Origin of the sequence: Streptococcus sp. WB01_FAA12, from assembly GCF_012843315.1 — a bacterium.
Lineage (GTDB): Bacteria > Bacillota > Bacilli > Lactobacillales > Streptococcaceae > Streptococcus.
Map to the genome: position 1 here is coordinate 687,402 of NZ_JABAEX010000001.1, position 20,983 is coordinate 708,384.

The following is a 20,983-nucleotide window of genomic DNA, read 5'->3' on the forward strand; positions in this document are numbered from 1 at the left end:
CCTAATGTAACTTTTCCCAATCATCACTTATTTTATAATTAGACTGTTTCCATGAAGCTTCAATGTCAAATATTTTATATTCTATATACTTATCATTTGTATCAAAATAAGATAATCTAACTTCATCAAAATCATGAAAGTCTATGTCTCTCCCTTTTAAAATGAATTCTAAGTCATATCTTTTTATTTCTCCCGCATCAACTAAAAATGAATATGAACCGTTATCTGCCAAAACAGTTTCCCCAGAATGCGTTGACTGTTTTGTTTTAGAAACAAATTTTCCAGCCGAATATAAAGATAAATTTAGATTTCTCACTATCTGTCTAGTTCCTTTTGTATTATGAATTTCAATCCATAGTGGTAGGTCAAAATATAGTTCATTATTTTCTTCGTAAAACCCCCAAGGATTTAATGTAGTTTTATTGTAAACAGTTTTATAGTAAATATTGGTTTCCCCTTGTTCCATCAAATGCTTCTTAATATATGCTTGTATAAGCAGAGTAATCGATGAAGATATTATTGAAATAAATGCACCTAATAACGTCGAATTATTCAAAAAGTAACTTAAGAACTCACTCATAGTTTTCTCTCTTCCCATCATAATAAATTTTATCTAACAATGTTTCATTTACTGTTTGTAGTTCCTCACTACTAATATGTTTCACATCAATATCTAGTTGGTCTAGTTCACCAAACATCGATTCTAAATCTAGCAATATGTCTATCAACTTTATTTTCACATTACTTAAGATATTCTCTAAACTAGCTTTATTTACTACTTGTTCTAATGTATAACACTGAATACCACATTTACTTGTACTATAAACCATTGGGGCAAATTCAATTAGGTCATAGCACATTTCAATTGATAAATTACGTTCAATCGTACCTATCCCATTAGTAATTTGCCGTTCTCTTAAAACTTTTTTTATTTCATCTGTAAAAAATGATTCTGACAGTGGTGCTGACTTAACTGTAAAATTTCCATTTATCCCTGAGTATCTTATATTATACGCAATACCTTTCCTATACTGAGGAATTTCATCATCTATCTTATATCCTCTTAACTCATTTTCAATCCATTTTTGCAGTTCAGAATTTTTTAATGAATATGTAATTACTCTTAATCTTATTAGTGCGCTTTCTAAGCTAATAGATTCTTCAGCAATATCCCTAATTAATTTACTTTTTGTCATTCCCACTCTCCTTATCCGAACTAACTGTTTCAAGCAATTGGAAATCAATTTGGTTAATAAAAATCCATACGATCAAGCAAAAATAGCAACTGAACAAGAAGTTAACAAGATTTTTATCATTGTTCAAAAACCTTAGAAAATCGAGTAAACAGTTTTCTAAATTTTCATTCTTAAATTCTATTTTGTTAATCATAGGAAAGAATTCTTTATTTGAGTTTTCAATGATAGATAATAAATTTCCATTAGATAGAAATAAAAATAGCAATATGACTTTATTATCTTTTAAAAACTTGATAAATCGTGATTTATAAATTTTATAATGAGTATTTTTAAAAAATGAAAAATTAAATTGGGTATTTACTCCTGCCTCTTCTTGTTGTTTTTTACTTTGTTTTATATATTTAAAACACATACAACAAGAAGCAAAAAATGCATCAAAAAAAATAAAATTAGTATATTCCCAACCAGTAGCTGTGAGGACTAGAATATCAAATAGCAGTTTAGTCAATGCAATAATTAAAAATTTTATAATCGGACACACAAATTTATCATAAACACTATTCATATTTTCTCTCCTTAAGATATTGCTCTACCATATTATATATTTCGTTTTTATCTTCATCTGTCAAATCATATTCTCTAAGCAATCTCACAATTACTTCAATTCCGTCATATCTTCCATTTAATGCTTCCGTTGTGGTATTAAAAATATCAGCTAGTTTTTGGATTGTTTCGTACTTAGGATTTCTTCCCCCATTTTCCCACCTGGCATATTGAGCTTGTGATACCCCTAATCTTTCTGCAACTTGAGCTTGAGTTAACCCATTTTTAAGCCTTTCTTTTTTCAAATTATCTTTTAACATATTTAAATTTTCCTTTACTTTTTCATTAACTTATAACCAAAAGGATAGTATTACATTTATAATCAAATGGTAATACTTTTCGTATACTTAATAGTATAATTGCAAGCTAATAAAGCTCTACTAAGCTATTTTGAAGCTTTATTATAAAATCACATTAATTATACCAAAATGGTTATATAAAGTCTATGATAATCAATGTTTAGCTTATGATAAAGCTTTCGTTAATTACTGTCAAAGCTAGGAGACAAGGACGAGGGAGATCGCCGGAGGCAAATCTCTCGAAGGCTGCAGCTCTACTAGCTTTGACAGTAATCTGGCGATTCTAACAGCCATCAAAAAGATACACCAAGAGCTAAAGCCAGAATAATGAGTCTCGAGCAAAATTTGGTCCTGACTAAAGGCAACTAACAAATTTAATAATAAAGGAGGTGTATATTGTGCAATATAAAATTCAAACTTTATGCAAGTATCAGAGTGAATCAGATTTATCAAATCTAGACAAATCAATTTATATCAATATAAACCGTTTAATAGTATTACTTGCTACTGATAAGCAGAGTCTAAGAAAAATATATAGAGAATTAAGACATTCGCTTAATACTGTTATTCAAGCAATAAAAAATACTGAAAAAAACTCACGGTATTATCTTTCATCTCTAACCTCAACCCCAATAATTCTAATATACTAAAACTAGCTATCTAGTAACTTTTTAAAGTCCCAATTTGTAAAATTAAGCTAGACAGAAAAAGCCATCTATGTTAGGCTCAGATAAACTACCACATTTGTCTGAAAGGAACTAACATAAACGACCTATACACATCTTACCACAAACGAGCTTGTAATGATAGAAGCTTACTACAAAGAAGGTATAAAAGTTACAGATATTATAAAAGCTCTTGGAAGATCAAAATAGACCGTCTATAATGTTATCAACTTTATCAAAGACGGACTTTCTGCCTATGACTATTATGAACACTATAAAGCCAATAAGAAACGCTGTGGTCGGAGGAAAACAAGTCTTTCGCAAGCAGAAAAAGACTTTATTCAAACTCATTTGGAACAAAATTGGGGCCTTGATGTCATTAAGGGAGCTTATCCAGATAGGATTTCTTGTTCTATGAGAACTCTCTATCGACTAACAGACCGTGGTATTTTCAAGAAAGAGGACCTCCCTTGGAAAGGCAAAAGAAAACCAAATGGTCATAGCGAAAGACGAGGAAAACAAGCGTTCCGCAGAGATTTGCGTGAGAGAGCAGCCATTTTTCCTAATTTTAAGACAGAATTTGGTCATCTAGAAGGGGATACCATTGTTGGTGAGAAACACAAAAGTGCTGTCATTACCTTGGTAGAACGCCTCTCAAAAGCCATCATCACACTGAAAACCAATGGACGAAAAGCAAGTGATATTGAGACTTCCATCAATCAATGGCTGTCTCAAGTCCCCAGCCATCTCTTTAAGTCGATAACGTTTGATTGTGGGAAAGAATTTTCTAACTGGAAGTCTATTTCGAATGCGCATGACATTGATATTTTCTTTGCGGATCCAGGCTGTCCTGGTCAAAGAGGTCTCAATGAACATTCTAATGGCTTATTAAGACGAAATGGATTACCTAAACAAATGGATTTTACTACTATTTCTCAAAATTATTTATCAGCTATAGCTGATAAAAGAAATAGAATTCCTAGAAAATCATTGAATTATCAAACACCATACCAAGTTGTTCTGAGTTACTTGAAAAGTCTAACTTAATTTGACAATTTAGGAGTTTTAAAACTACATAGTGCATCATAATAAAAACGGAAATGTATTAAAAAAACATGATATTTACCTCTAAGCTAAATTAACTATATCAAAGACATAATACAAAATCTATATCATTTATTTTATTTTTCCCAACCAAAAAACCCACCCAATGGGCAGGTTTCATCTGTATTGTTCAGATAGATTAAGCTTTACCTTCTGAACCGAATACGTCGATACGTTCTTCAACTGATGCTTGGATAGCTTTTACACCGTCAGCCAAGAATTTACGTGGGTCGAAGAGTTTCTTCTTGTCGTATTCTGCTTCGTTTGCTTCGTAGTCGCGAGCAAATTTACGAGTTGCGTTAGCGAATGCGATTTGGCATTCAGTGTTAACGTTAACTTTTGCAACACCAAGTTTGATAGCTGCTTGGATTTGGTCATCAGGGATACCTGAACCACCGTGCAATACGATTGGGAATCCTGGTACAGCTTCAGTCAATTTTTGCAAGTGATCAAGGTGAAGACCTTTCCAGTTTGCAGGGTATGGACCGTGGATGTTACCGATACCAGCTGCCAAGAAGTCGATACCAGTTGCAACCATTGCTTTAGCATCTTCGATTGGAGCCAATTCACCATCACCGATGATTCCGTCTTCTTCACCACCGATAGTTCCAACTTCAGCTTCTACTGATACACCATTTGCGTGAGCAAATTCTACAACTTTACGAGCTTTTTCAAGGTTTTCTTCAACTGGAAGGTGTGAACCGTCAAACATAACTGAAGTATAACCAACTTGAATACACTCAAGTGCATCTTCGTAGTGACCGTGGTCAAGGTGGATAGCTACTGGTACAGTGATACCCATTGATTCAACAAGGTTAGCGATCAAGTTGCGAGCAACTTTGTAACCACCCATGTATTTAGCAGCACCCATTGAAGTTTGGATCAAAACTGGAGCTTTTTTAGCTTCTGCTGCACGCAAGATAGCTTGAGTCCACTCAAGGTTGTTTGTGTTAAATCCACCAACTGCATAACCGTTGTCACGAGCTGCTTGGACAAATTTTTCTGCTGAAACGATTGCCATTTGTCAGGCCTCCTATATATTTTTTGGGACATCCCATTTACATTGTTCATTTTATCACTTTTTGATAAAAAAAGCTAGTTTTTCCCATACTTTAGATTGAATTTCTTCCAATCCAATCAATGTAAACCCTTTCTTCTCCTTAGTCCTGAGTGACTTTGGGATAACGTATGAAGAAGCTCAATCGATCATCTTGCATCTCAAAATGATAAGGTAATTTCTCATGTTCTAATAAACTTTTAACCACAAAGAGTCCCATCCCCGAACCCTTGGCCTTGCGACTGGCATTTTCAGAAAAAGACTGGGCCAATTTTTCTTGTTCTTCAGGACTACAGCTATTCTCGATAAAGAGTTCCCCTTCTCTTTCTCCGATACGGATCAAGCCGCCTAGAGTGGAGTGCTTGATAGCATTACTGATGAGATTCGATAGGATTAGTTTCATGACAGATGGGTTTATGTAAGCCTGCTGATGGGTCAAGCGATTGTCCATCTGAAGTTCTTTCTCCTTGGCGAGCAAAGCATAATCCTTGACTAGACTTTGTGTCATCTGGAGTAGGTCAATGTTCTCCTTCTCCTCTCGCAATTCCTGAACAGAAGAAAGAGAAAGTATCTGGAGAACGTGGTGACTGAGGTCATCCACAATCCCCAAGGCAACTCCAAGATAGTGGTCTCTATCCTTATAACGACCAATATTTTCTTTCATATTTTCGATTAGGATCTTCAAACTAGCCAGAGGTGTTTTCAATTCATGAGAGGCCCCTCGTAGGAATTCGACCTTCATCTTTTCAAGCTGGAGAATAGCTTCATTCTTCTCATGCAAGTCCGCAATAACTGTCAAAAGGTGCTGGTAGAGGCTATTGATTTGTTCCTTGAGATCACCTATCTCATCCTTAGAGTCCACGCGCAATCGTACTTGAGCATCCAAATCCATCATCCGACGGGTCACCCTCTTGATTTCCAAAATCGGGGCAACAATAGTTCGAGCATAGATGTAGGCCACCAAGAGGGAAATCAGAAAGGATGCCAGCAAGGTATAGGGAAGAAATTGAAGACTAATCTGCTCAGCTTCCTTTTGCAGGTCCATGGAAGCTAGAAATTGCAGAGTCATGGTGCTACCATCTTGCGTTTTCACCTCACGCTCCTCAATAAAGAGGGAAGTAGTTTGACGATCCGTGTCCAAAGGAAGGTTGTCCTTGACTTCTAACTTGTCCTCAGTCATCTCTCCCTTGACGGCCCCCTTGATATCACTAGTCTGGGAATACAAGTCTAACACTTGCTCGATACTCTGCCTATCCTTTCCTTCCAGGGACTGGGAAATGGCTGTCGCTTTCTGACCAATGGTTTCCTGACGATGGCTCAGATAAGTCGAGGGAAAGAGAAAATAAATAGCTAAATGAAGACAAATAACCAGAACACTAAAAATCGAGAAGGTATAGATAAATATCTTTGTAAACAAACCTGTTCGTTTCATTTTCTCTCCAATTTATAACCAACATTGCGCACAGTGAGGATACAATCCAAGTCTAGCTTTTTCCGCAGTTCCTTGATATAAACATCAATGACACGGTCAAAGGGGACCTCATCTGTCGCCTTCCAGACAGCATCGATAATCTGAGAACGAGTCAAGGCCCGTCCTTCATTTTTCACTAGATAGTCCAGAATTTCCAACTCTTTGGCATTGATAGCCACTTCTTGACCTGCCAGGCTTGCACTGTAGCTCTCAAAGTCCACCTTGGTATCCTTATAGGAGAAGATTCGTCCCGTATCGTAGTAGCGCTTGAAAATCGCATCTACTCTCACTTTTAAAAGCGAGAGGGAGAAGGGCTTTTCCAGATAACCATCTGCCAGAGAAGCAAAGGCACTCATCTTGTATTCCTCATCCTGAAAGGCAGTCAACATCAAGACAGGAACCTGACTGGTCTTACGAATCTCAGCTAGGACTTCTAAACCATTGAGTTTGGGCATCTGGATATCCAGTAAAACCAAGGCTACTTCATAGCTGGAAAATTGTTCCAAGGCTTCCTCGCCGTCCGCAGCCTGAATGGTTTCATAGCCGCAATCCGTCAAATAGTCACTAATCCCCTCACGGATCATCTCTTCATCTTCTACAATTAAAATTTTCATAGAAAAACGTTTCACATTCCTTTAAATTTCTTGTAAATCTCTCTGTTTCCCCCTGATAGGAAGAAGCCTTATCAAGACGAAGCAGATAAAAATGCTACCTATATTATACCCCATTTAGGGGAGAATAGGTAGCAAGTTTTTTATTCGCTATCGAGCAAGAGCTCTTTTGGTTGTTTTCTGAGGAGATTGCTGGAAGCAAGCGCCATAACGAGAACCACTAGAACCAAGGCAAGGACAAAGACGATGATAAAGTCTGATGTCTGAATAGAAATATCTAGGCTCGACAAGGTCTTGCTAAAGCCGTCTACTTCTGCACCACCACCAAGATTAGAGGCTTGAGCTGCCTTGCTGGCTTGCTTGGCAACACCTGAAGTTACATTGGCAAGAACAGTATTTCCGATTGCACGAGCTGTGTAGTTGGCTAGGAAGTAGGCAGAAACAAGAGCAGGGACGGCAATCAAAATCGATTCAGTGATGAATTGACCCAAGATACTTGCCTGCTTGAGACCGATAGAGAGGAGGATTCCCACTTCCTTGCGACGGGCGTTAATCCAAAGACTAAGCAAGAGTGCAAGGAGAAGGACTGAGAAGCTCAAGCTACCCCAGAAGAGGAGGTTGGCCATCTTGTACATACCAGAGATGGATTGCTCAAGAGCTGGGTAGTTAGAAGAGCTCTTCACAAGTGTGTAGCTCTTCCAGTTGATACCGCTGATGCCATTCAACTCTTTCATGACATCATTCAAGTTCTTGTCCGCTGTTACAAAGAAAGTTGCGTCCCCATAAATGGCTGTGTCTTCTGTGTATCCATAAAGTTTTGCAGCAGTGTGAATGTCTGTGATAGCTGTATTTTCATAGAGTTCTTGTGAGTAGGTTACTGCTGACTTATTGTGACCATCAAAGAGCCCCTTGATTGTCACTTCAACTGTTTCCTTGGCACCTTTTTCATTGTCTGCATCGTAAACATTGGAGTCCAATTTGACCTTATCTCCGACTTTCCAACCGTGTTTTGCTGCCAAGTCCTTGTGCATGAGGATCTTGTCCTTGTCATCATTGGTTAAGTGCTCACCTTCGACCAGCTTATATGAACCAGAGACAAACTTATCTTCTTTTGAGGAGTCATTGACACCCGTAATCATCAAGCTACTTCCAAACCGTTTGGCACGGTCTGCAGTGAGATTTTTCTTGGTTTCTGGCGTTTCGATGAGGTCATATCCAGTTAAATCTCCGATAGCGTTGATACGTTTAACATAAGACTCGATGGCCTTGTTTTCGGTGATTTTTTTGATATCCTCACCCTTAATATTCCCAGCACCACGTGGCGTTCCTTGATTGACGCGACGATTGATTTGCATGGAGAAGCTATTGGTGATATTTTTAAATGTCTCCTGAGAAGCCTTGGCAGTAGCTCCCTTGATCGACAAGCCGACCAAACTCAAGCTCGCCATGAGGAGAATAATTAGGAAGATAACAATCGATTTGAAAAACTTCCTTGTAACATAGGCAAATGCGTTGTGTAACATAGGTTCCCTTTCTAGATTTGATTTCATAATTCTATCAAAACAAGCTCATCTTATTTAGTAGTGTTGCGAGTTTCAGTCAGTTTCTTATTCTTCAATTCAAGTGTAATATCTGACGCTTGTGCCACTTCTTTACTGTGGGTGACGACAATCACACATTTACCCGTTTTCTCAGCAAGTGATTTGAGTAGTTCGATAATATCTCCAGCAGTTTTAGGGTCCAGATTTCCTGTTGGCTCATCAGCTAGAATAACTGGGGCTTCTGATACCAAACTGCGAGCGATGGCTACACGTTGCTGTTGCCCACCTGATAACTGGAGAACGTTCCGCTTGATCTGACTTTCATCCAAACCAAGCTCAAGAAGTGTATCCTTAGTCGCCTTTTTGTTGACCAAGCGGATATTTTCCAGCGGAGAAAGGTAATCAATCAAATTATAATTTTGAAAGACCAGGGAAATATGGTGCATGCGATGGTAAGAATATCCCTTGTCACGAATGTCCTCTCCTTGGAAAAGGATAGAACCTTCAACAGGACTATCTAAACCAGCCAGTAGGGACAAGAGAGTGGATTTTCCTGCTCCTGACTCACCAATAATACTATAAAATTTTCCGGGTTCAAAATTATACTTGATCTGATATAGAACTGCTTCAGCAGTGTTCTTATAACGGTAGGTAACATCTTGCAATTGTAATAAAGTCATGATTTCTCCTTCTTAACTAATAGATGATAAAATTTCTTTTGGCGATTTTCTAAACAAGAATACGAAACAAAGGGCTACAGACAAGCAACTAATCAGGAGCAGAAAAACATAGGATTCTGCAAAGGATAGGAGACTAGTTGATAGACCGCTTGCTTTGGCCAGCGTGTCTTGTAAGGTTGCCTGATCTCCGCTTGCTAGTACGGTTTGTAGCAGATAGGATGTGATGGCGTTTCCTGCAACAAATGCTGGAAGCAAAGCTCCGAGAGATACCAAAACTACCTCTAAACAGAATTGTAGGAAGATTGAGATCTTGCTTTTTCCAAGTGCGAGTAAAATCCCCACTTCGTAGACCCTTTCTCTTAACCAGAGGGACAAGACCAAAATTAAGGCTCCAGCTCCAGCTATCAACATCCCATAAAGGAAGATGGTGAGGAAAGTTTGGAAGGTTGCAACTGAGTCTTTGATTTGTTCAAAGGCCTTGTTTTCCTTCTCGACTTGGTAGCCTTGACTTTCCAAGGCCAAGTTTTCCACCTGCTTCATGAGTCCATCCATTTCCTTAGGATTTTCTACATAGAAGCGAGCTGCACTGACTTGCGGTTCACTATTTCCCAAAAGAGTTTGGCTACTTTCATAGTCTGTAAAGACCTGGTTTTCACTGAAGTCGGAAGACAAGCCTGTGAACTTTTCTTGTTTTTTACCAGAAAAGATTCCGACAATCTCAAACTCTACTATTTGCCCTTTTCCAGATTCAGACTGGCCAGCGTCCAAGCGAATCTTGTCATGAAGCGAAAGACCGTTCTTCTTAGCCAACTCTTCGTGAATGAGGATTTTCTTGGAATCTCCTTTTTGAAGGTGTCGCCCTTCTTTTAGATTGAAAGCCGAACTGGTAAAGGTAACATCCTTGGATGAATCCTCAAGAGCCGTTAAGCTAACCAAGTTCTTGTCCGCAGCTGACAAATCATCACGTTCAACGCTCTGCTCACCACTCACTGCTTCCTTGTCTTTCAGTTTTGCGACCGTTTCGAGTTCAGGAGAGACATTTTCCAGTCCCTTAATCTTGCTCACGGATGCTAGGTCTGACAACTTGAAGGTCTGTCCATTTTCTATCTTTTTGATAGAAAAAGAAGTATTGAGTGATTTGTAAAGATTGCTTTCTACTGTTTTGTTGGACTTCATCAGAGTCAAACAGGCTGAAATTCCTGCTAAAAGGACCAATAAAATCAGAAATAAAATAAAACTTCTCAGTCGTTTTCTGCTGACATAAGCCCAAGCTCTTTGGATTGGATTCATTTGTCACCTCCATGTTTGTAAGACTATTATAAAATCCAAATATGAAATGTTTATGAAATCGAAAACTTTTTTGATTTATTTTTTGAAAAAATGAAGAAAGCTAGCAACTGCTAACTTTCTTCATATTAGAACACGTTTTACCAATCAAAAAACAACTCCATTCCATAAATGATAGTTCTTGATGCCCAATACCTTCCGATATCCAAAATGCGTCATCTAGCCTTCTTTTTAAAAACAAAAAGAGCTAGCCACAGCTAACTCTTATCCTATGCGGAGAGAGGGACTTGAACCCTCACGACCTAAAGCGGTCACAGGATCCTTAGTCCTGCGCGTCTGCCAATTCCGCCATCCCCGCGTCGATTACTTTACTAGTATATCAACTTTCAAAATCTTTGTCAACACTTTTTTCAGATTTTTTTCATTTTTCCAAGGGAATCATTCTTTAATTTCATCAAGATTTTCATCCAGTAATTTGGCTCCCAAAGTGTTCTTAAAATGTCCAAGAGCAAACTGATGATTTTCTGGCCAGATGGAGGCAACCGCAGGCTTGACAACCTCGATTTGATAACCTAAATTATAAGCATCAATAGCCGTATGGAGAACACAAATATCTGTCAAAACACCAGTTAAGATGACTGTATCAACTCTACGTTCTCGCAAACGGATATCTAGGTCCGTACCTGAAAATGCTGAATAGTGACGCTTGTCCATCCAAAAGACACGACTATCCGCCTCATGCTCAGTATAAAAGTCAGCTAGGGGGCCATAAAGGTTGCGGCCACTAGTCCCGATGATGTTGTGCGGTGGAAAGAGCTTGCTTTCTGGGTGGAATGTATCCTTCTCTTCATGAGCATCAATGGTGAAAAAGACATAGTCTCCACGATCAAAAGCCAGTCTGGTCACCTGAGTAATCGCCTCTGATATGGCTTGAGCAGGAGCACCTGCTGTCAATTTTCCATGATCTGCTACAAAATCCTCTGTATAGTCAATCGAGATTAAAGCCTTTGCCATTAGTAGTCCCTCTTTTTCACTTCCTCAAAGATATCTGAAATCAATACTTTGAGATAGGTTCCCTTCATTCCGAGTGAACGGCTTTCAATAATTCCTGCTGACTCCAGTTTACGAAGCGCATTGACGATCACTGAGCGCGTGATTCCAATACGATCTGCAATAACTGACGCAGTCAGCTGCCCTTCATTTCCATCCAGCTCAGATAAAATAGCTGAAACAGCACGAAGTTCTGAGTAGGAGAGGGTATTAACTGCCATAGTTACAGCAGTACGGCGACGGATATTTTTCTCATCTTCTTCACGTTGGAAGTTCAAGAGTTGAATCCCTACCACTGTGCTCGCAATCTCAACAAGAATCAAATCCTCATCTTCAAATTTCTTATCATTGCGCCAAATAATCAAGGAACCTAGGCGAATCCCTGATACATGAATGGGAGCAATGGTTGTCAAACCATCTGGAAAGTCCGCACGACTCTCTACAGGGAAAATGGTCAAATCATGTTCAACAGGAAGATTGGCCTCCGTATCGTAGATCATGTTTGCCCCTTGTACATAGTCATCTGGGAACGTCTTGGTTTGGAAAAACTGCTCTACACGGTCTGTATTGGTTTTATAGCGCATAAAGTAGCCCAAAAGACGGCCCTTGCTATTGACAATGCAGGCATTGCAATCAATAATGTCTGCTAGTTGACGTGTAATGGCATTGTATGGAAGTTCATCCTGCATTTGCTCTTCTGAGCGTTTTAAAATTGATGTAATTTTTCTTGTTTTTTCTAATAAATGTGCCATTTTTTACCTCGCATATAATCGCTTCCATTATAACATAGAAAAGTCTTTATTTCAATAATTATCTGAAAATTGCTTATTGAATTGCAATTTTTAAAAGCAAAAATATTTTATAAAAATAGCAATTTTTTATTGACATTCTGTTTGGATTTTTATATAATAATATTATAAGAAGATGGATTAAAGTCCCCCTTCCCATCTCACCTTTCCTTTACTTTTATACATCTTCTTTTACTATCGGTCTCCTTATATATAAAAGCGATTCACACTGTGAATCGCTTTTTTCTATTTATCTCCTTTGTTACGAATAACAAAGCCGGTTTTCTTTTCGCTTGAAGTGTTGCGAGGTTTTTTATTGTCTTTATTACGGTAACGTCTGTCTTTATCAAAACGATCGTTCCCACGACTGCCTTTCTTGAAATCATCACGGCGACCATTGCCACGGCGATCACGATCTCGACGGTCGTCCCCACGACGGCCTCCACGACCTCCCTTACCTTTGCCGCCAAAGCCATTACCTGATGGTTTAAATGGCAGTGGTTTTTCACGCGCAATCTCCACTTCAGGCAGGCTGTCTGGATCTTGGACTGTCAGGCTCAAGATATACATAGCCAATTCTTCTGGACTAAATTCGGCAGCTAACTTACGAGCATCTTTAGCAAATTTCTCAAAGTTCCCACGAATGGCTTCGTCTGCGAAGTCTCGTTCGATTTTCTTGAGCGCTACTTGTTTCTTAGCTTGGAAGGCTTCTTCTGCTGTTGCTGGTTTCAAGCCTTTCATGCGTTTCTTAGTCAAGTTTTCGATGATTTGGAGGTAACCCATTTCATTTGGTGCTACGAAAGTAATAGATTGACCTGACTTACCAGCACGACCTGTACGGCCGATACGGTGAACGTAACTTTCAGGATCTTGTGGAATATCGTAGTTGTAGACATGGGTCACACCTGAGATATCCAAACCACGTGCTGCTACGTCTGTCGCAACAAGTACATCAAGGTTCCCATTTTTAAAATCACGAAGAACACGAAGACGTTTATTTTGGTCCAAATCTCCATGAATTCCTTCTGCACGGAAGCCACGAATTTTAAGTCCACGAGTCAATTCATCTACACGGCGTTTGGTACGACCAAATACAATAGCAAGTTCTGGTTGTTCCACATCCATGAGACGGGTCATGGTGTCAAATTTTTCTTGCTCTTTAACTCGGATATAGTATTGGTCAACCAATTCTGTTGTCAATTCCTTGGCAGCAATCTTGACATGCTCAGGGTCCTTCATAAACTGAACACCGATACGTTTGATAGCATCTGGCATGGTTGCTGAAAAGAGCAATGTTTGACGATTTTCAGGGACACGGGAAATGATGGCTTCAATGTCTTCGAGGAAGCCCATGTTGAGCATTTCATCCGCTTCGTCAAGGATGAGGGTTTCAATATCTTGTAACTTCAAGGCCTTACGTTTAATCAAGTCCAAGAGGCGACCAGGTGTTCCCACCACGATATGGGCACCAGATTTAAGAGCCTTAATTTGTTTTTCAATGCTTGATCCACCATATACTGAGCGAACTTTGACTCCCTTGCTACGGCCAAAGCGGAAGAGTTCCTCTTGACTTTGGACGGCGAGCTCACGAGTTGGAGCGATAACCAAGGCTTGGATGGTCGCTTCTTCTGTACGGATTTTTTCAAGGGTTGGCAAGCCAAAGGCTGCAGTCTTCCCTGTACCAGTCTGAGCTTGACCGATAACGTCTTTTCCTTCAAGAGCCAAGGGAATGGTCTGTTCTTGGATGGGACTGGCTTCTACAAATCCAGCTTTTTCAATCTCTGCTAGCAAATCAGCAGACAAGTTAAATTCATTAAATTTCACGTTATTCTTCTTTCTAAAGATGGTGCGAAGCCATCCTATAGGGCTTTAGTTTATACTTTTCTTTTCATGATGTATCTTCTACAAAAAAGAGATACCATGTTGCTTCTTTTCCACGAAAGAAAAGTACGAGTTTCTTTGCAACCTATCTAGTATAACACAAGAGAGAAGCAAAAGATAGTAGAATCCTTAAGGAAAATCATGTAAACGATTTTCCACAAATATAAATCCATCCTTATATGGTTCGTTTCTCCCGTAGCAGATTTGTGCAAAAAGTGTTCTCTTATGCTAGAATGAAAATCGAATAGGAGGAAGATAAATGTTAACTTATGATTTAATCGTTATCGGATTTGGTAAAGCTGGTAAAACACTAGCTGGTAAATTGGCTTCAGCTGGTAAAAAAGTTGCCCTTATCGAACGTAGTAAGGCTATGTACGGCGGAACTTGTATCAACATTGGTTGTATCCCAACTAAAACTTTGCTAGTTGCTGCTGAGAAAGATTTGTCTTTTGAAGAAGTCATTGCTACCAAAAATACTATCACTGGTCGCCTTAACGGTAAAAACTATGCGACTGTTGCTGGTACAGGTGTGGATATCTTTGATGCGGAAGCTCACTTCCTTTCAAACAAAGTCATCGAAATCCAAGCTGGTGATGAAAAACAAGAACTGACTGCTGAAACTATCGTTATCAATACCGGTGCCGTTTCAAACGTCTTGCCAATCCCTGGACTTGCTACAAGTAAGAATGTCTTTGACTCGACTGGTATTCAAAACTTGGACAAATTGCCTGAAAAACTTGGTGTCCTTGGTGGCGGAAATATCGGTCTTGAATTTGCAGGTCTCTACAACAAACTTGGAAGCAAAGTTACAGTCCTAGATGCCTTGGATACTTTCCTACCTCGAGCAGAACCCTCCATCGCAGCTCTTGCTAAACAATATATGGAAGAAGACGGCATTGAATTGCTTCAAAACATCCGTACTACTGAAATCAAAAACGACGGTGATCAAGTCCTTGTCGTAACTGAAAATGAAACTTACCGTTTCGATGCCCTTCTCTACGCAACTGGACGTAAGCCAAACGTAGAACCACTTCAACTTGAGAATACTGATATTGAACTAACAGAGCGTGGTGCTATCAAGGTCGACAAACATTGTCAAACAAACGTTCCTGGTGTCTTTGCAGTTGGAGACGTCAACGGTGGACCTCAATTTACCTACATCTCACTTGATGACTTCCGTGTTGTCTACAGCTACCTTGCTGGAGATGGCAGCTACACACTTGAAGACCGTCTCAATGTGCCAAACACCATGTTCATCACACCTGCACTTTCACAAGTTGGTTTGACGGAAAGCCAAGCAGCTGATTTGAAACTTCCATACGCTGTGAAGGAAATTCCTGTTGCAGTAATGCCTCGTGGTCACGTAAACGGAGACCTTCGCGGAGCTTTCAAAGCTGTTGTCAACACTGAAACAAAAGAAATTCTCGGTTCAACTATCTTCTCAGAAGGTTCACAAGAAATCATCAACATCATCACCGTTGCAATGGACAACAAGATTCCTTATACTTACTTCACAAAACAAATCTTCACTCACCCAACCTTGGCTGAGAACTTGAATGACTTGTTTGCGATTTAAGATTTCAAATATTCTACACAAGACAAGCATCCATTTTGGTGCTTGTCTTTTTCTATCCAGTCCATAGTTTCCTTGCAAGATTATTTGTGCTTTTAGCTGTAAAAGTTTATAATATAGGTATAGGATGTTGTCTTCATTTTTTGTTCAAAAAGGAGGCTAGTCAAATGGGAAAGCAAGTTAAACTACCAAAACACACTCCTTTTTCCTTTCTATCCAAAGAAAAAAGTATGGCTATGAAAACACTGGTTTTCTGTGTCAGTATAGTCTTCATTTTTCTCCTGCTTTGCTGGATGCTTTTTCGCTTGATTTCACCTCAAAAACAGCGATTCACAGTCAATCAAGCTGCTGATTTTTACCTTGTTAATTCAAAATCAATCCAAAGTTATCAGTTGCAAAACGATCAGTTTCAGCTCACGAAGACTGAGGACGTCTCCATTACAGAAGATGTCAATTTCTGGTTTCCTCAGGGACGGTTTGACAATCGCTATCTCGTCTTTTCATCTGGAAATACCAGAGGGAAGGCATCCACTCAGAACATCGTATCTCTTGACTTTCAGACAGGGGACATCCGGAAAACTTCAACTCCCTTCTATGCTTATTCGGGAGCTGGAGTATCAGACAAGTTCTTCTACACAGGCCAAACTACAACTGAGGATGGGGTTCTCAGCATGTTTGATATCTCAGGAAAGTTGATTACTCAAAAAACATTCTCCGAATCCACTTCCTTTCCGATCCAGTTTCATGGAAGAGGGAATCGCCTCTACCTCGGCCTGGGATTTCACGATGAGTCTCGCCAACGACCCGCTTTAGTCTTCGATGGTTATTTAGTTGAATTAGACGAAAATAATCAACTAAAAGAATTGTCTCGCACACCTCTGACAAGCGAAGACAAGATCGTTGAAATGTTGACGTCTTCTGAATTAATCAGTGACAATTATTACAGTAGTGTTGCTTATACCCGAAATACAGAAACTTTCTCCAAGGATCCAGACAATCGCATACTTGTCATGAACCTGTCTAGTAAAGAAAAGCACTTCATCACGCTACCAGAGGACAACCCCAATCTTCTCTATAAAACTCCAAAAGAGGATCGTTTGATTGTAAAACATGAGGCGGATGGGAATGATCGCTGTGCCTTATCTATTGTCAATCTCTCTGATGAATCTAGCTATCTAATCAATGTCAGAAAAGATTTGCCTGACTCTACAGAAGAGATAATACACATCGATACAAGTTTGACAAACAAGGTATTGGTCGTAACCAATCAACATTTGTTATTGTATTCCTTAAAAAATGGCCGACTTCTAACAAAAACAAAACTGGAACTGAAACAAAACGACTCCCCAATCGCAACTTGGTTTCAGAACTAATCACTCACAGCCCTCGTCGGGCTGTTTTTGTTTCTGCGAAATCTCAAATCTGTCTTTTCCTTCTTTTATGATATAATGTCCACACTTTACTTAGCAGTCCTAATTATATATTGAGTCTCAGGTCGCTCTTTTAAATATCAGCAATACATATGACTTTGAATAACTCGCTTCAGCTCATCGTTTTATGAGTAATTTAAAAAGATATTTTGCAATGATTGTTTCGTGCCTAATTAGGTAAATTAGGCACTCTTCGCGCGGTCATGTGTGTATTTTCATCATTTGTGAGAAGATTTTACTGTTTGCAAATTGATGGCTAAGTCGATATATTTTTTCTTCTTAAATATTTTACAAATTATTTGATCTTTTTAAAGATAAGAATCACTTTCTAATCAATCAAAGGATACTTCAAATTTCTTCGTTCTTGATAATATGAGCAATACTCCGCAAAATGTTTAAACTTTATCATTGTAAAAAATATCGAAAGAAATCCCATATTACATTAGTATATATTTGGTATGGGATGAAATTGACTTTCGAAAACATTAACTATATAATGTCTGTAAACAAGAAACAATGAGGTAACAATATGAATAAAACAGAATTACTATTACAAAGACTAAATAATATTGGTCAGTCTCTAAAAGATTCTAGACAAGCACTAGCTTTACTGGCACTTGGTTCTTGCGGAGCAGAAAGAGAACGATTGGATCAGTACTCCGATTTGGATTTCTTTGTTATTGTAAAAGATGGCTACAAGCAGGCCTATATCCAGGACCTAACCTGGTTAAGTAAGCTAGAACCAATTGCATTTCACTACCAAAATACAGTGGACGGACATAAAGTTCTATTTGAAGATGATGTTTTTTGTGAATTTGCTATCTTTGAAGCTCATGAACTAGTAAACATTCCCTTCGCTGAAGGCAAGATTATCTGGAAGGAGGTCGGTTTTGATGAAACAATCTGCCGGCCACAAAGATTGCCATCAAAAGAAAATAGAGACCGCGAATGGCTGTTGGGAGAAATTTTATGCAACCTATATATAGGACTAGGTCGCTATCAACGAGGCGAAAAATTGGCTGCTTATGATTTCATCCAAAACAGATCTGTCAAGCTCTGGACTGAACTAATCAATTTGGAAAAAACTTCTAAATCTAATTTTATAGATATTTTTAACAGCTACAGACGATTTGAAAAAGGTTATCCAAATGAAGCCAAACAATTACCCTACTTTTTGCAAGGTTACGAACGAATTTCTGAATCTGCTCAGGCACTCCTAGAATATCTTGATAAACACTATTCTCTTAACGCATTTATAAAAGAAAAAATTCGCAATTTATTATAATAGAGACTTTCCAAAAAATGACCTAAATTCCAAAAGTTAGTTATCTTTGTCAACTGTAGTGGATTAATGAAATTTTAAAATCTGTAGAGGATAATTGATGTCCTCTCCTTTTTTATGTTCAGAGTGAGAAAGATTCATTTCTTAAAGTTGCCAAAGTTAAAAAATCCAAAGATATTGTATTTGATTGGTTTAATCAGAACCTAAAAAGCGCCTTTAAGGTTACTTTTTTAGTTGATCTTAGAAGTTACTTTAGTTATTGGACTGCTGGGCGCAGTATGATATAATAGAAACATGAAATTAAAAACTACTTTGGGTCTCCTAGCTGGGCGTTCATCTCACTTCATCTTGAGCCGTCTTGGTCGTGGAAGTACGCTCCCTGGAAAACTTGCCCTTCAATTTGATAAAGATATTTTACAAAATCTAGCTAAGAACTATGAGATTGTCGTGGTCACTGGAACCAACGGGAAAACCTTGACAACTGCCCTCACTGTCGGCATTTTAAAAGAGGTTTATGGTCAGGTTCTGACCAATCCTAGTGGCGCTAACATGATCACAGGGATTACGACAACCTTCTTGACGGCCAAATCCTCTAAAACTGGGAAAAACATTGCCGTTCTAGAAATTGACGAGGCCAGTCTATCTCGTATCTGTGACTACATCCATCCTAGCCTTTTTGTCATCACTAACATTTTCCGTGACCAGATGGACCGCTATGGTGAGATTTACACAACTTATAACATGATTTTGGATGCCATCCGTAAGGTGCCTACGGCTACTGTTCTCCTCAATGGTGACAGTCCTCTTTTCTACAAGCCTGCGATTCCAAATCCTGTCCAGTATTTCGGTTTTGACTTGGAAAAAGGGCCTGCCAAACTGGCTCACTACAATACCGAAGGGATTCTCTGCCCTGACTGTCAAGGCATCCTCAAATATGAGCACAATACCTATGCCAACTTGGGGGCCTATATCTGTGAAAATTGTGGCTGCAAACGCCCTGACTTGGACTACCGTCTGACCGATTTGGTTGAGTTGACCAACAATCGCTCCCGCTTTGTCATTGACGGGCAAGAATACGGCATTCAAATCGGTGGACTCTATAATATCTATAATGCTCTTGCTGCGGTTGCCATCGCCCGTTTCCTCGGTGCAGATTCGAAACTCATCAAGCAAGGATTTGACAAGAGTCGCGCTGTCTTTGGTCGTCAGGAAACCTTCCATATCGGTGATAAGGAATGTACCCTTGTCCTCATCAAGAATCCTGTTGGTGCAACTCAGGCTATCGAGATGATTAAACTAGCGCCTTATCCATTTAGCCTTTCTGTCCTTCTCAACGCCAACTATGCAGATGGAATAGATACCAGCTGGATCTGGGATGCGGACTTTGAACAAATCACTGACATGGACATTCCTGAAATCAACGCAGGCGGTGTTCGTCATTCTGAAATCGCGCGTCGTCTACGGGTGACAGGATACCCAGCTGATAAAATCACTGAAACAAGCAATCTGGAGCAAGTTCTCAAAACCATTGAGAACCAAAATTGCAAGCATGCCTATATCCTGGCTACTTATACTGCTATGCTGGAATTCCGCGAACTGCTGGCTAGTCGTCAGATTGTTAGAAAGGAGATGAACTAATGGTTTATACTTCACTTTCCTCAAAAGCTGGCAACTACCCTTATCAGCTCAATATCGCCCACCTCTATGGAAACCTCATGAATACCTACGGGGACAATGGAAACATCCTTATGCTCAAGTATGTGGCTGAAAAACTTGGGGCACATGTAACAGTTGACATCGTTTCTCTCCATGATGACTTTGATGAAAACCACTACGATATCGCCTTTTTCGGTGGGGGTCAAGACTTTGAACAAAGTATTATCGCTGGCGATCTTCCTGCTAAAAAAGAGAGCATTGACAACTACATCCAAAACGATGGTGTTGTTCTAGCTATCTGTGGTGGTTTCCAACTATTGGGTCAATATTATGTTGAAGCTTCAGGCAAGCGCATCGAAGGTCTAGGGGTCATGGGCCACTATACCCTCAACCAGACCAATAATCGCTTTATCGGTGACATCAAGATTCACAATGAAGATTTCGATGAAACCTACTATGGATTTGAAAATCACCAAGGGCGCACCTTCCTCTCGGATGATCAAAAGCCACTCGGCCAAGTTATTTACGGAAATGGAAACAACGAAGAAAAGGTCGGCGAAGGGGTTCATTATAAGAATGTCTTTGGTTCCTACTTCCACGGACCTATCCTCTCTCGTAATGCCAATCTAGCTTATCGCCTAGTCACTACTGCCCTCAAGAAGAAATACGGTCAGGACATCCAACTCCCTGCCTATGAAGATATTCTCAGTCAAGAAATCGCTGAAGAATACAGCGACGTGAAAAGCAAGGCAGACTTTTCTTAAAGAAATGAAAGCTATATCAAAGAACTCCACTATCTTTTCGGAGTT

General features: G+C 39.2%; 18 protein-coding genes, 1 tRNA gene and 1 pseudogene. 6 read left to right on the plus strand and 14 right to left on the minus strand.

Annotated elements, in window-relative coordinates:
- Position 1: 1 nt before the first annotated feature.
- The 4 genes from HF881_RS03460 to HF881_RS03475 are packed head-to-tail and all read right to left on the minus strand — an operon-like array spanning position 2 to position 2,059.
- Positions 2 to 580, minus strand: a complete 579-nt coding sequence (locus HF881_RS03460) for a hypothetical protein (RefSeq protein ID WP_169446477.1) — start codon at positions 578 to 580, stop codon at positions 2 to 4.
- The gene (locus HF881_RS03465) at positions 573 to 1,196 is read right to left on the minus strand and encodes a hypothetical protein (protein ID WP_169446478.1); all 624 of its coding nucleotides are present in this window, start codon (positions 1,194 to 1,196) and stop codon (positions 573 to 575) included. Before HF881_RS03465 ends, HF881_RS03460 begins: the two co-directional genes overlap by 8 nt.
- Positions 1,183 to 1,761: a hypothetical protein gene (locus HF881_RS03470; protein ID WP_169446480.1), complete on the minus strand. Its 579-nt coding sequence runs from the start codon at positions 1,759 to 1,761 to the stop codon at positions 1,183 to 1,185. Before HF881_RS03470 ends, HF881_RS03465 begins: the two co-directional genes overlap by 14 nt.
- Positions 1,754 to 2,059, minus strand: coding sequence for a helix-turn-helix transcriptional regulator (locus tag HF881_RS03475; protein WP_169446481.1), 306 nt, complete (start codon positions 2,057 to 2,059; stop codon positions 1,754 to 1,756). Before HF881_RS03475 ends, HF881_RS03470 begins: the two co-directional genes overlap by 8 nt.
- Before the next feature lie 842 nt (positions 2,060 to 2,901).
- Between HF881_RS03475 and HF881_RS03480 the strand changes: the two are divergent.
- Positions 2,902 to 3,810 (plus strand): annotated as a pseudogene (locus HF881_RS03480) (IS30 family transposase).
- Between the two features lie 196 nt (positions 3,811 to 4,006).
- Here HF881_RS03480 and HF881_RS03485 read toward each other — a convergent pair.
- From HF881_RS03485 to HF881_RS03530, 10 genes are all read right to left on the minus strand, one after another.
- Positions 4,007 to 4,888, minus strand: a complete 882-nt coding sequence (locus tag HF881_RS03485; protein WP_001019005.1) for a class II fructose-bisphosphate aldolase — start codon at positions 4,886 to 4,888, stop codon at positions 4,007 to 4,009.
- Positions 4,889 to 5,027: 139 nt separating this feature from the next.
- Complete coding sequence (gene vncS / locus HF881_RS03490; protein WP_169446482.1) at positions 5,028 to 6,356, minus strand: sensor histidine kinase VncS; 1,329 nt, start codon at positions 6,354 to 6,356, stop codon at positions 5,028 to 5,030.
- Positions 6,353 to 7,009, minus strand: a complete 657-nt coding sequence (gene vncR / locus HF881_RS03495) for a response regulator transcription factor VncR (protein ID WP_084921408.1) — start codon at positions 7,007 to 7,009, stop codon at positions 6,353 to 6,355. Before vncR ends, vncS begins: the two co-directional genes overlap by 4 nt.
- A 140-nt stretch (positions 7,010 to 7,149) precedes the next feature.
- Positions 7,150 to 8,529, minus strand: coding sequence for an ABC transporter permease subunit Vex3 (gene vex3 / locus HF881_RS03500; RefSeq protein WP_169446484.1), 1,380 nt, complete (start codon positions 8,527 to 8,529; stop codon positions 7,150 to 7,152).
- A gap of 50 nt (positions 8,530 to 8,579) precedes the next feature.
- A complete protein-coding gene (gene vex2 / locus HF881_RS03505) occupies positions 8,580 to 9,227 on the minus strand; it encodes an ABC transporter ATP-binding subunit Vex2 (RefSeq protein ID WP_169446486.1) in 648 nt (215 codons plus the stop codon).
- A 12-nt stretch (positions 9,228 to 9,239) separates the two neighbouring features.
- Positions 9,240 to 10,517, minus strand: coding sequence for an ABC transporter permease (locus HF881_RS03510; protein ID WP_038804915.1), 1,278 nt, complete (start codon positions 10,515 to 10,517; stop codon positions 9,240 to 9,242).
- 269 nt (positions 10,518 to 10,786) lie between these two features.
- Positions 10,787 to 10,872, minus strand: a tRNA-Leu gene (locus tag HF881_RS03515).
- A gap of 80 nt (positions 10,873 to 10,952) precedes the next feature.
- Complete coding sequence (locus tag HF881_RS03520) at positions 10,953 to 11,528, minus strand: isochorismatase family cysteine hydrolase (protein ID WP_169446488.1); 576 nt, start codon at positions 11,526 to 11,528, stop codon at positions 10,953 to 10,955.
- Complete coding sequence (codY, locus tag HF881_RS03525) at positions 11,528 to 12,316, minus strand: GTP-sensing pleiotropic transcriptional regulator CodY (RefSeq protein WP_169446489.1); 789 nt, start codon at positions 12,314 to 12,316, stop codon at positions 11,528 to 11,530. Before codY ends, HF881_RS03520 begins: the two co-directional genes overlap by 1 nt.
- A 282-nt stretch (positions 12,317 to 12,598) precedes the next feature.
- Positions 12,599 to 14,176, minus strand: a complete 1,578-nt coding sequence (locus HF881_RS03530) for a DEAD/DEAH box helicase (RefSeq protein WP_169446490.1) — start codon at positions 14,174 to 14,176, stop codon at positions 12,599 to 12,601.
- Positions 14,177 to 14,492: 316 nt separating this feature from the next.
- Between HF881_RS03530 and HF881_RS03535 the strand changes: the two genes are divergently transcribed.
- The 5 genes from HF881_RS03535 (at position 14,493) to gatD (ending at position 20,938) form a co-directional block, all read left to right on the plus strand.
- Entirely contained in the window at positions 14,493 to 15,809 is a 1,317-nt protein-coding gene (locus HF881_RS03535; RefSeq protein ID WP_169446492.1) for an FAD-containing oxidoreductase, read from the plus strand.
- A gap of 164 nt (positions 15,810 to 15,973) precedes the next feature.
- Positions 15,974 to 17,179: a hypothetical protein gene (locus tag HF881_RS03540; RefSeq protein ID WP_169446493.1), complete on the plus strand. Its 1,206-nt coding sequence runs from the start codon at positions 15,974 to 15,976 to the stop codon at positions 17,177 to 17,179.
- A gap of 586 nt (positions 17,180 to 17,765) precedes the next feature.
- A complete protein-coding gene (locus HF881_RS03545; RefSeq protein ID WP_169446495.1) occupies positions 17,766 to 18,521 on the plus strand; it encodes a hypothetical protein in 756 nt (251 codons plus the stop codon).
- Positions 18,522 to 18,812: 291 nt separating this feature from the next.
- Positions 18,813 to 20,156, plus strand: coding sequence for a lipid II isoglutaminyl synthase subunit MurT (gene murT / locus HF881_RS03550; protein WP_169446496.1), 1,344 nt, complete (start codon positions 18,813 to 18,815; stop codon positions 20,154 to 20,156).
- On the plus strand, positions 20,156 to 20,938 hold the full coding sequence (gene gatD, locus HF881_RS03555) for a lipid II isoglutaminyl synthase subunit GatD (protein WP_000263168.1): 783 nt from the start codon (positions 20,156 to 20,158) through the stop codon (positions 20,936 to 20,938). The genes murT and gatD overlap by 1 nt, the downstream gene beginning before the upstream one ends.
- The last annotated feature ends 45 nt before the right edge of the window (positions 20,939 to 20,983 follow it).

What these genes read in the sequence shown, in the direction of transcription:
- vex3 (WP_169446484.1), bottom strand. Translation starts at nt 8,529, where the DNA reads ATGTTACACAACGCATTTGCCTATGTTACAAGGAAGTTTTTCAAATCG.
- vncR (WP_084921408.1), bottom strand. Translation starts at nt 7,009, where the DNA reads ATGAAAATTTTAATTGTAGAAGATGAAGAGATGATCCGTGAGGGGATT.
- HF881_RS03485 (WP_001019005.1), bottom strand. Translation starts at nt 4,888, where the DNA reads ATGGCAATCGTTTCAGCAGAAAAATTTGTCCAAGCAGCTCGTGACAAC.
- HF881_RS03520 (WP_169446488.1), bottom strand. Translation starts at nt 11,528, where the DNA reads ATGGCAAAGGCTTTAATCTCGATTGACTATACAGAGGATTTTGTAGCA.
- HF881_RS03540 (WP_169446493.1), top strand. Translation starts at nt 15,974, where the DNA reads ATGGGAAAGCAAGTTAAACTACCAAAACACACTCCTTTTTCCTTTCTA.
- vex2 (WP_169446486.1), bottom strand. Translation starts at nt 9,227, where the DNA reads ATGACTTTATTACAATTGCAAGATGTTACCTACCGTTATAAGAACACT.
- HF881_RS03475 (WP_169446481.1), bottom strand. Translation starts at nt 2,059, where the DNA reads ATGTTAAAAGATAATTTGAAAAAAGAAAGGCTTAAAAATGGGTTAACT.
- murT (WP_169446496.1), top strand. Translation starts at nt 18,813, where the DNA reads ATGAAATTAAAAACTACTTTGGGTCTCCTAGCTGGGCGTTCATCTCAC.
- HF881_RS03470 (WP_169446480.1), bottom strand. Translation starts at nt 1,761, where the DNA reads ATGAATAGTGTTTATGATAAATTTGTGTGTCCGATTATAAAATTTTTA.
- HF881_RS03465 (WP_169446478.1), bottom strand. Translation starts at nt 1,196, where the DNA reads ATGACAAAAAGTAAATTAATTAGGGATATTGCTGAAGAATCTATTAGC.
- codY (WP_169446489.1), bottom strand. Translation starts at nt 12,316, where the DNA reads ATGGCACATTTATTAGAAAAAACAAGAAAAATTACATCAATTTTAAAA.
- gatD (WP_000263168.1), top strand. Translation starts at nt 20,156, where the DNA reads ATGGTTTATACTTCACTTTCCTCAAAAGCTGGCAACTACCCTTATCAG.
- HF881_RS03545 (WP_169446495.1), top strand. Translation starts at nt 17,766, where the DNA reads ATGAATAAAACAGAATTACTATTACAAAGACTAAATAATATTGGTCAG.
- HF881_RS03460 (WP_169446477.1), bottom strand. Translation starts at nt 580, where the DNA reads ATGAGTGAGTTCTTAAGTTACTTTTTGAATAATTCGACGTTATTAGGT.
- vncS (WP_169446482.1), bottom strand. Translation starts at nt 6,356, where the DNA reads ATGAAACGAACAGGTTTGTTTACAAAGATATTTATCTATACCTTCTCG.
- HF881_RS03510 (WP_038804915.1), bottom strand. Translation starts at nt 10,517, where the DNA reads ATGAATCCAATCCAAAGAGCTTGGGCTTATGTCAGCAGAAAACGACTG.
- HF881_RS03535 (WP_169446492.1), top strand. Translation starts at nt 14,493, where the DNA reads ATGTTAACTTATGATTTAATCGTTATCGGATTTGGTAAAGCTGGTAAA.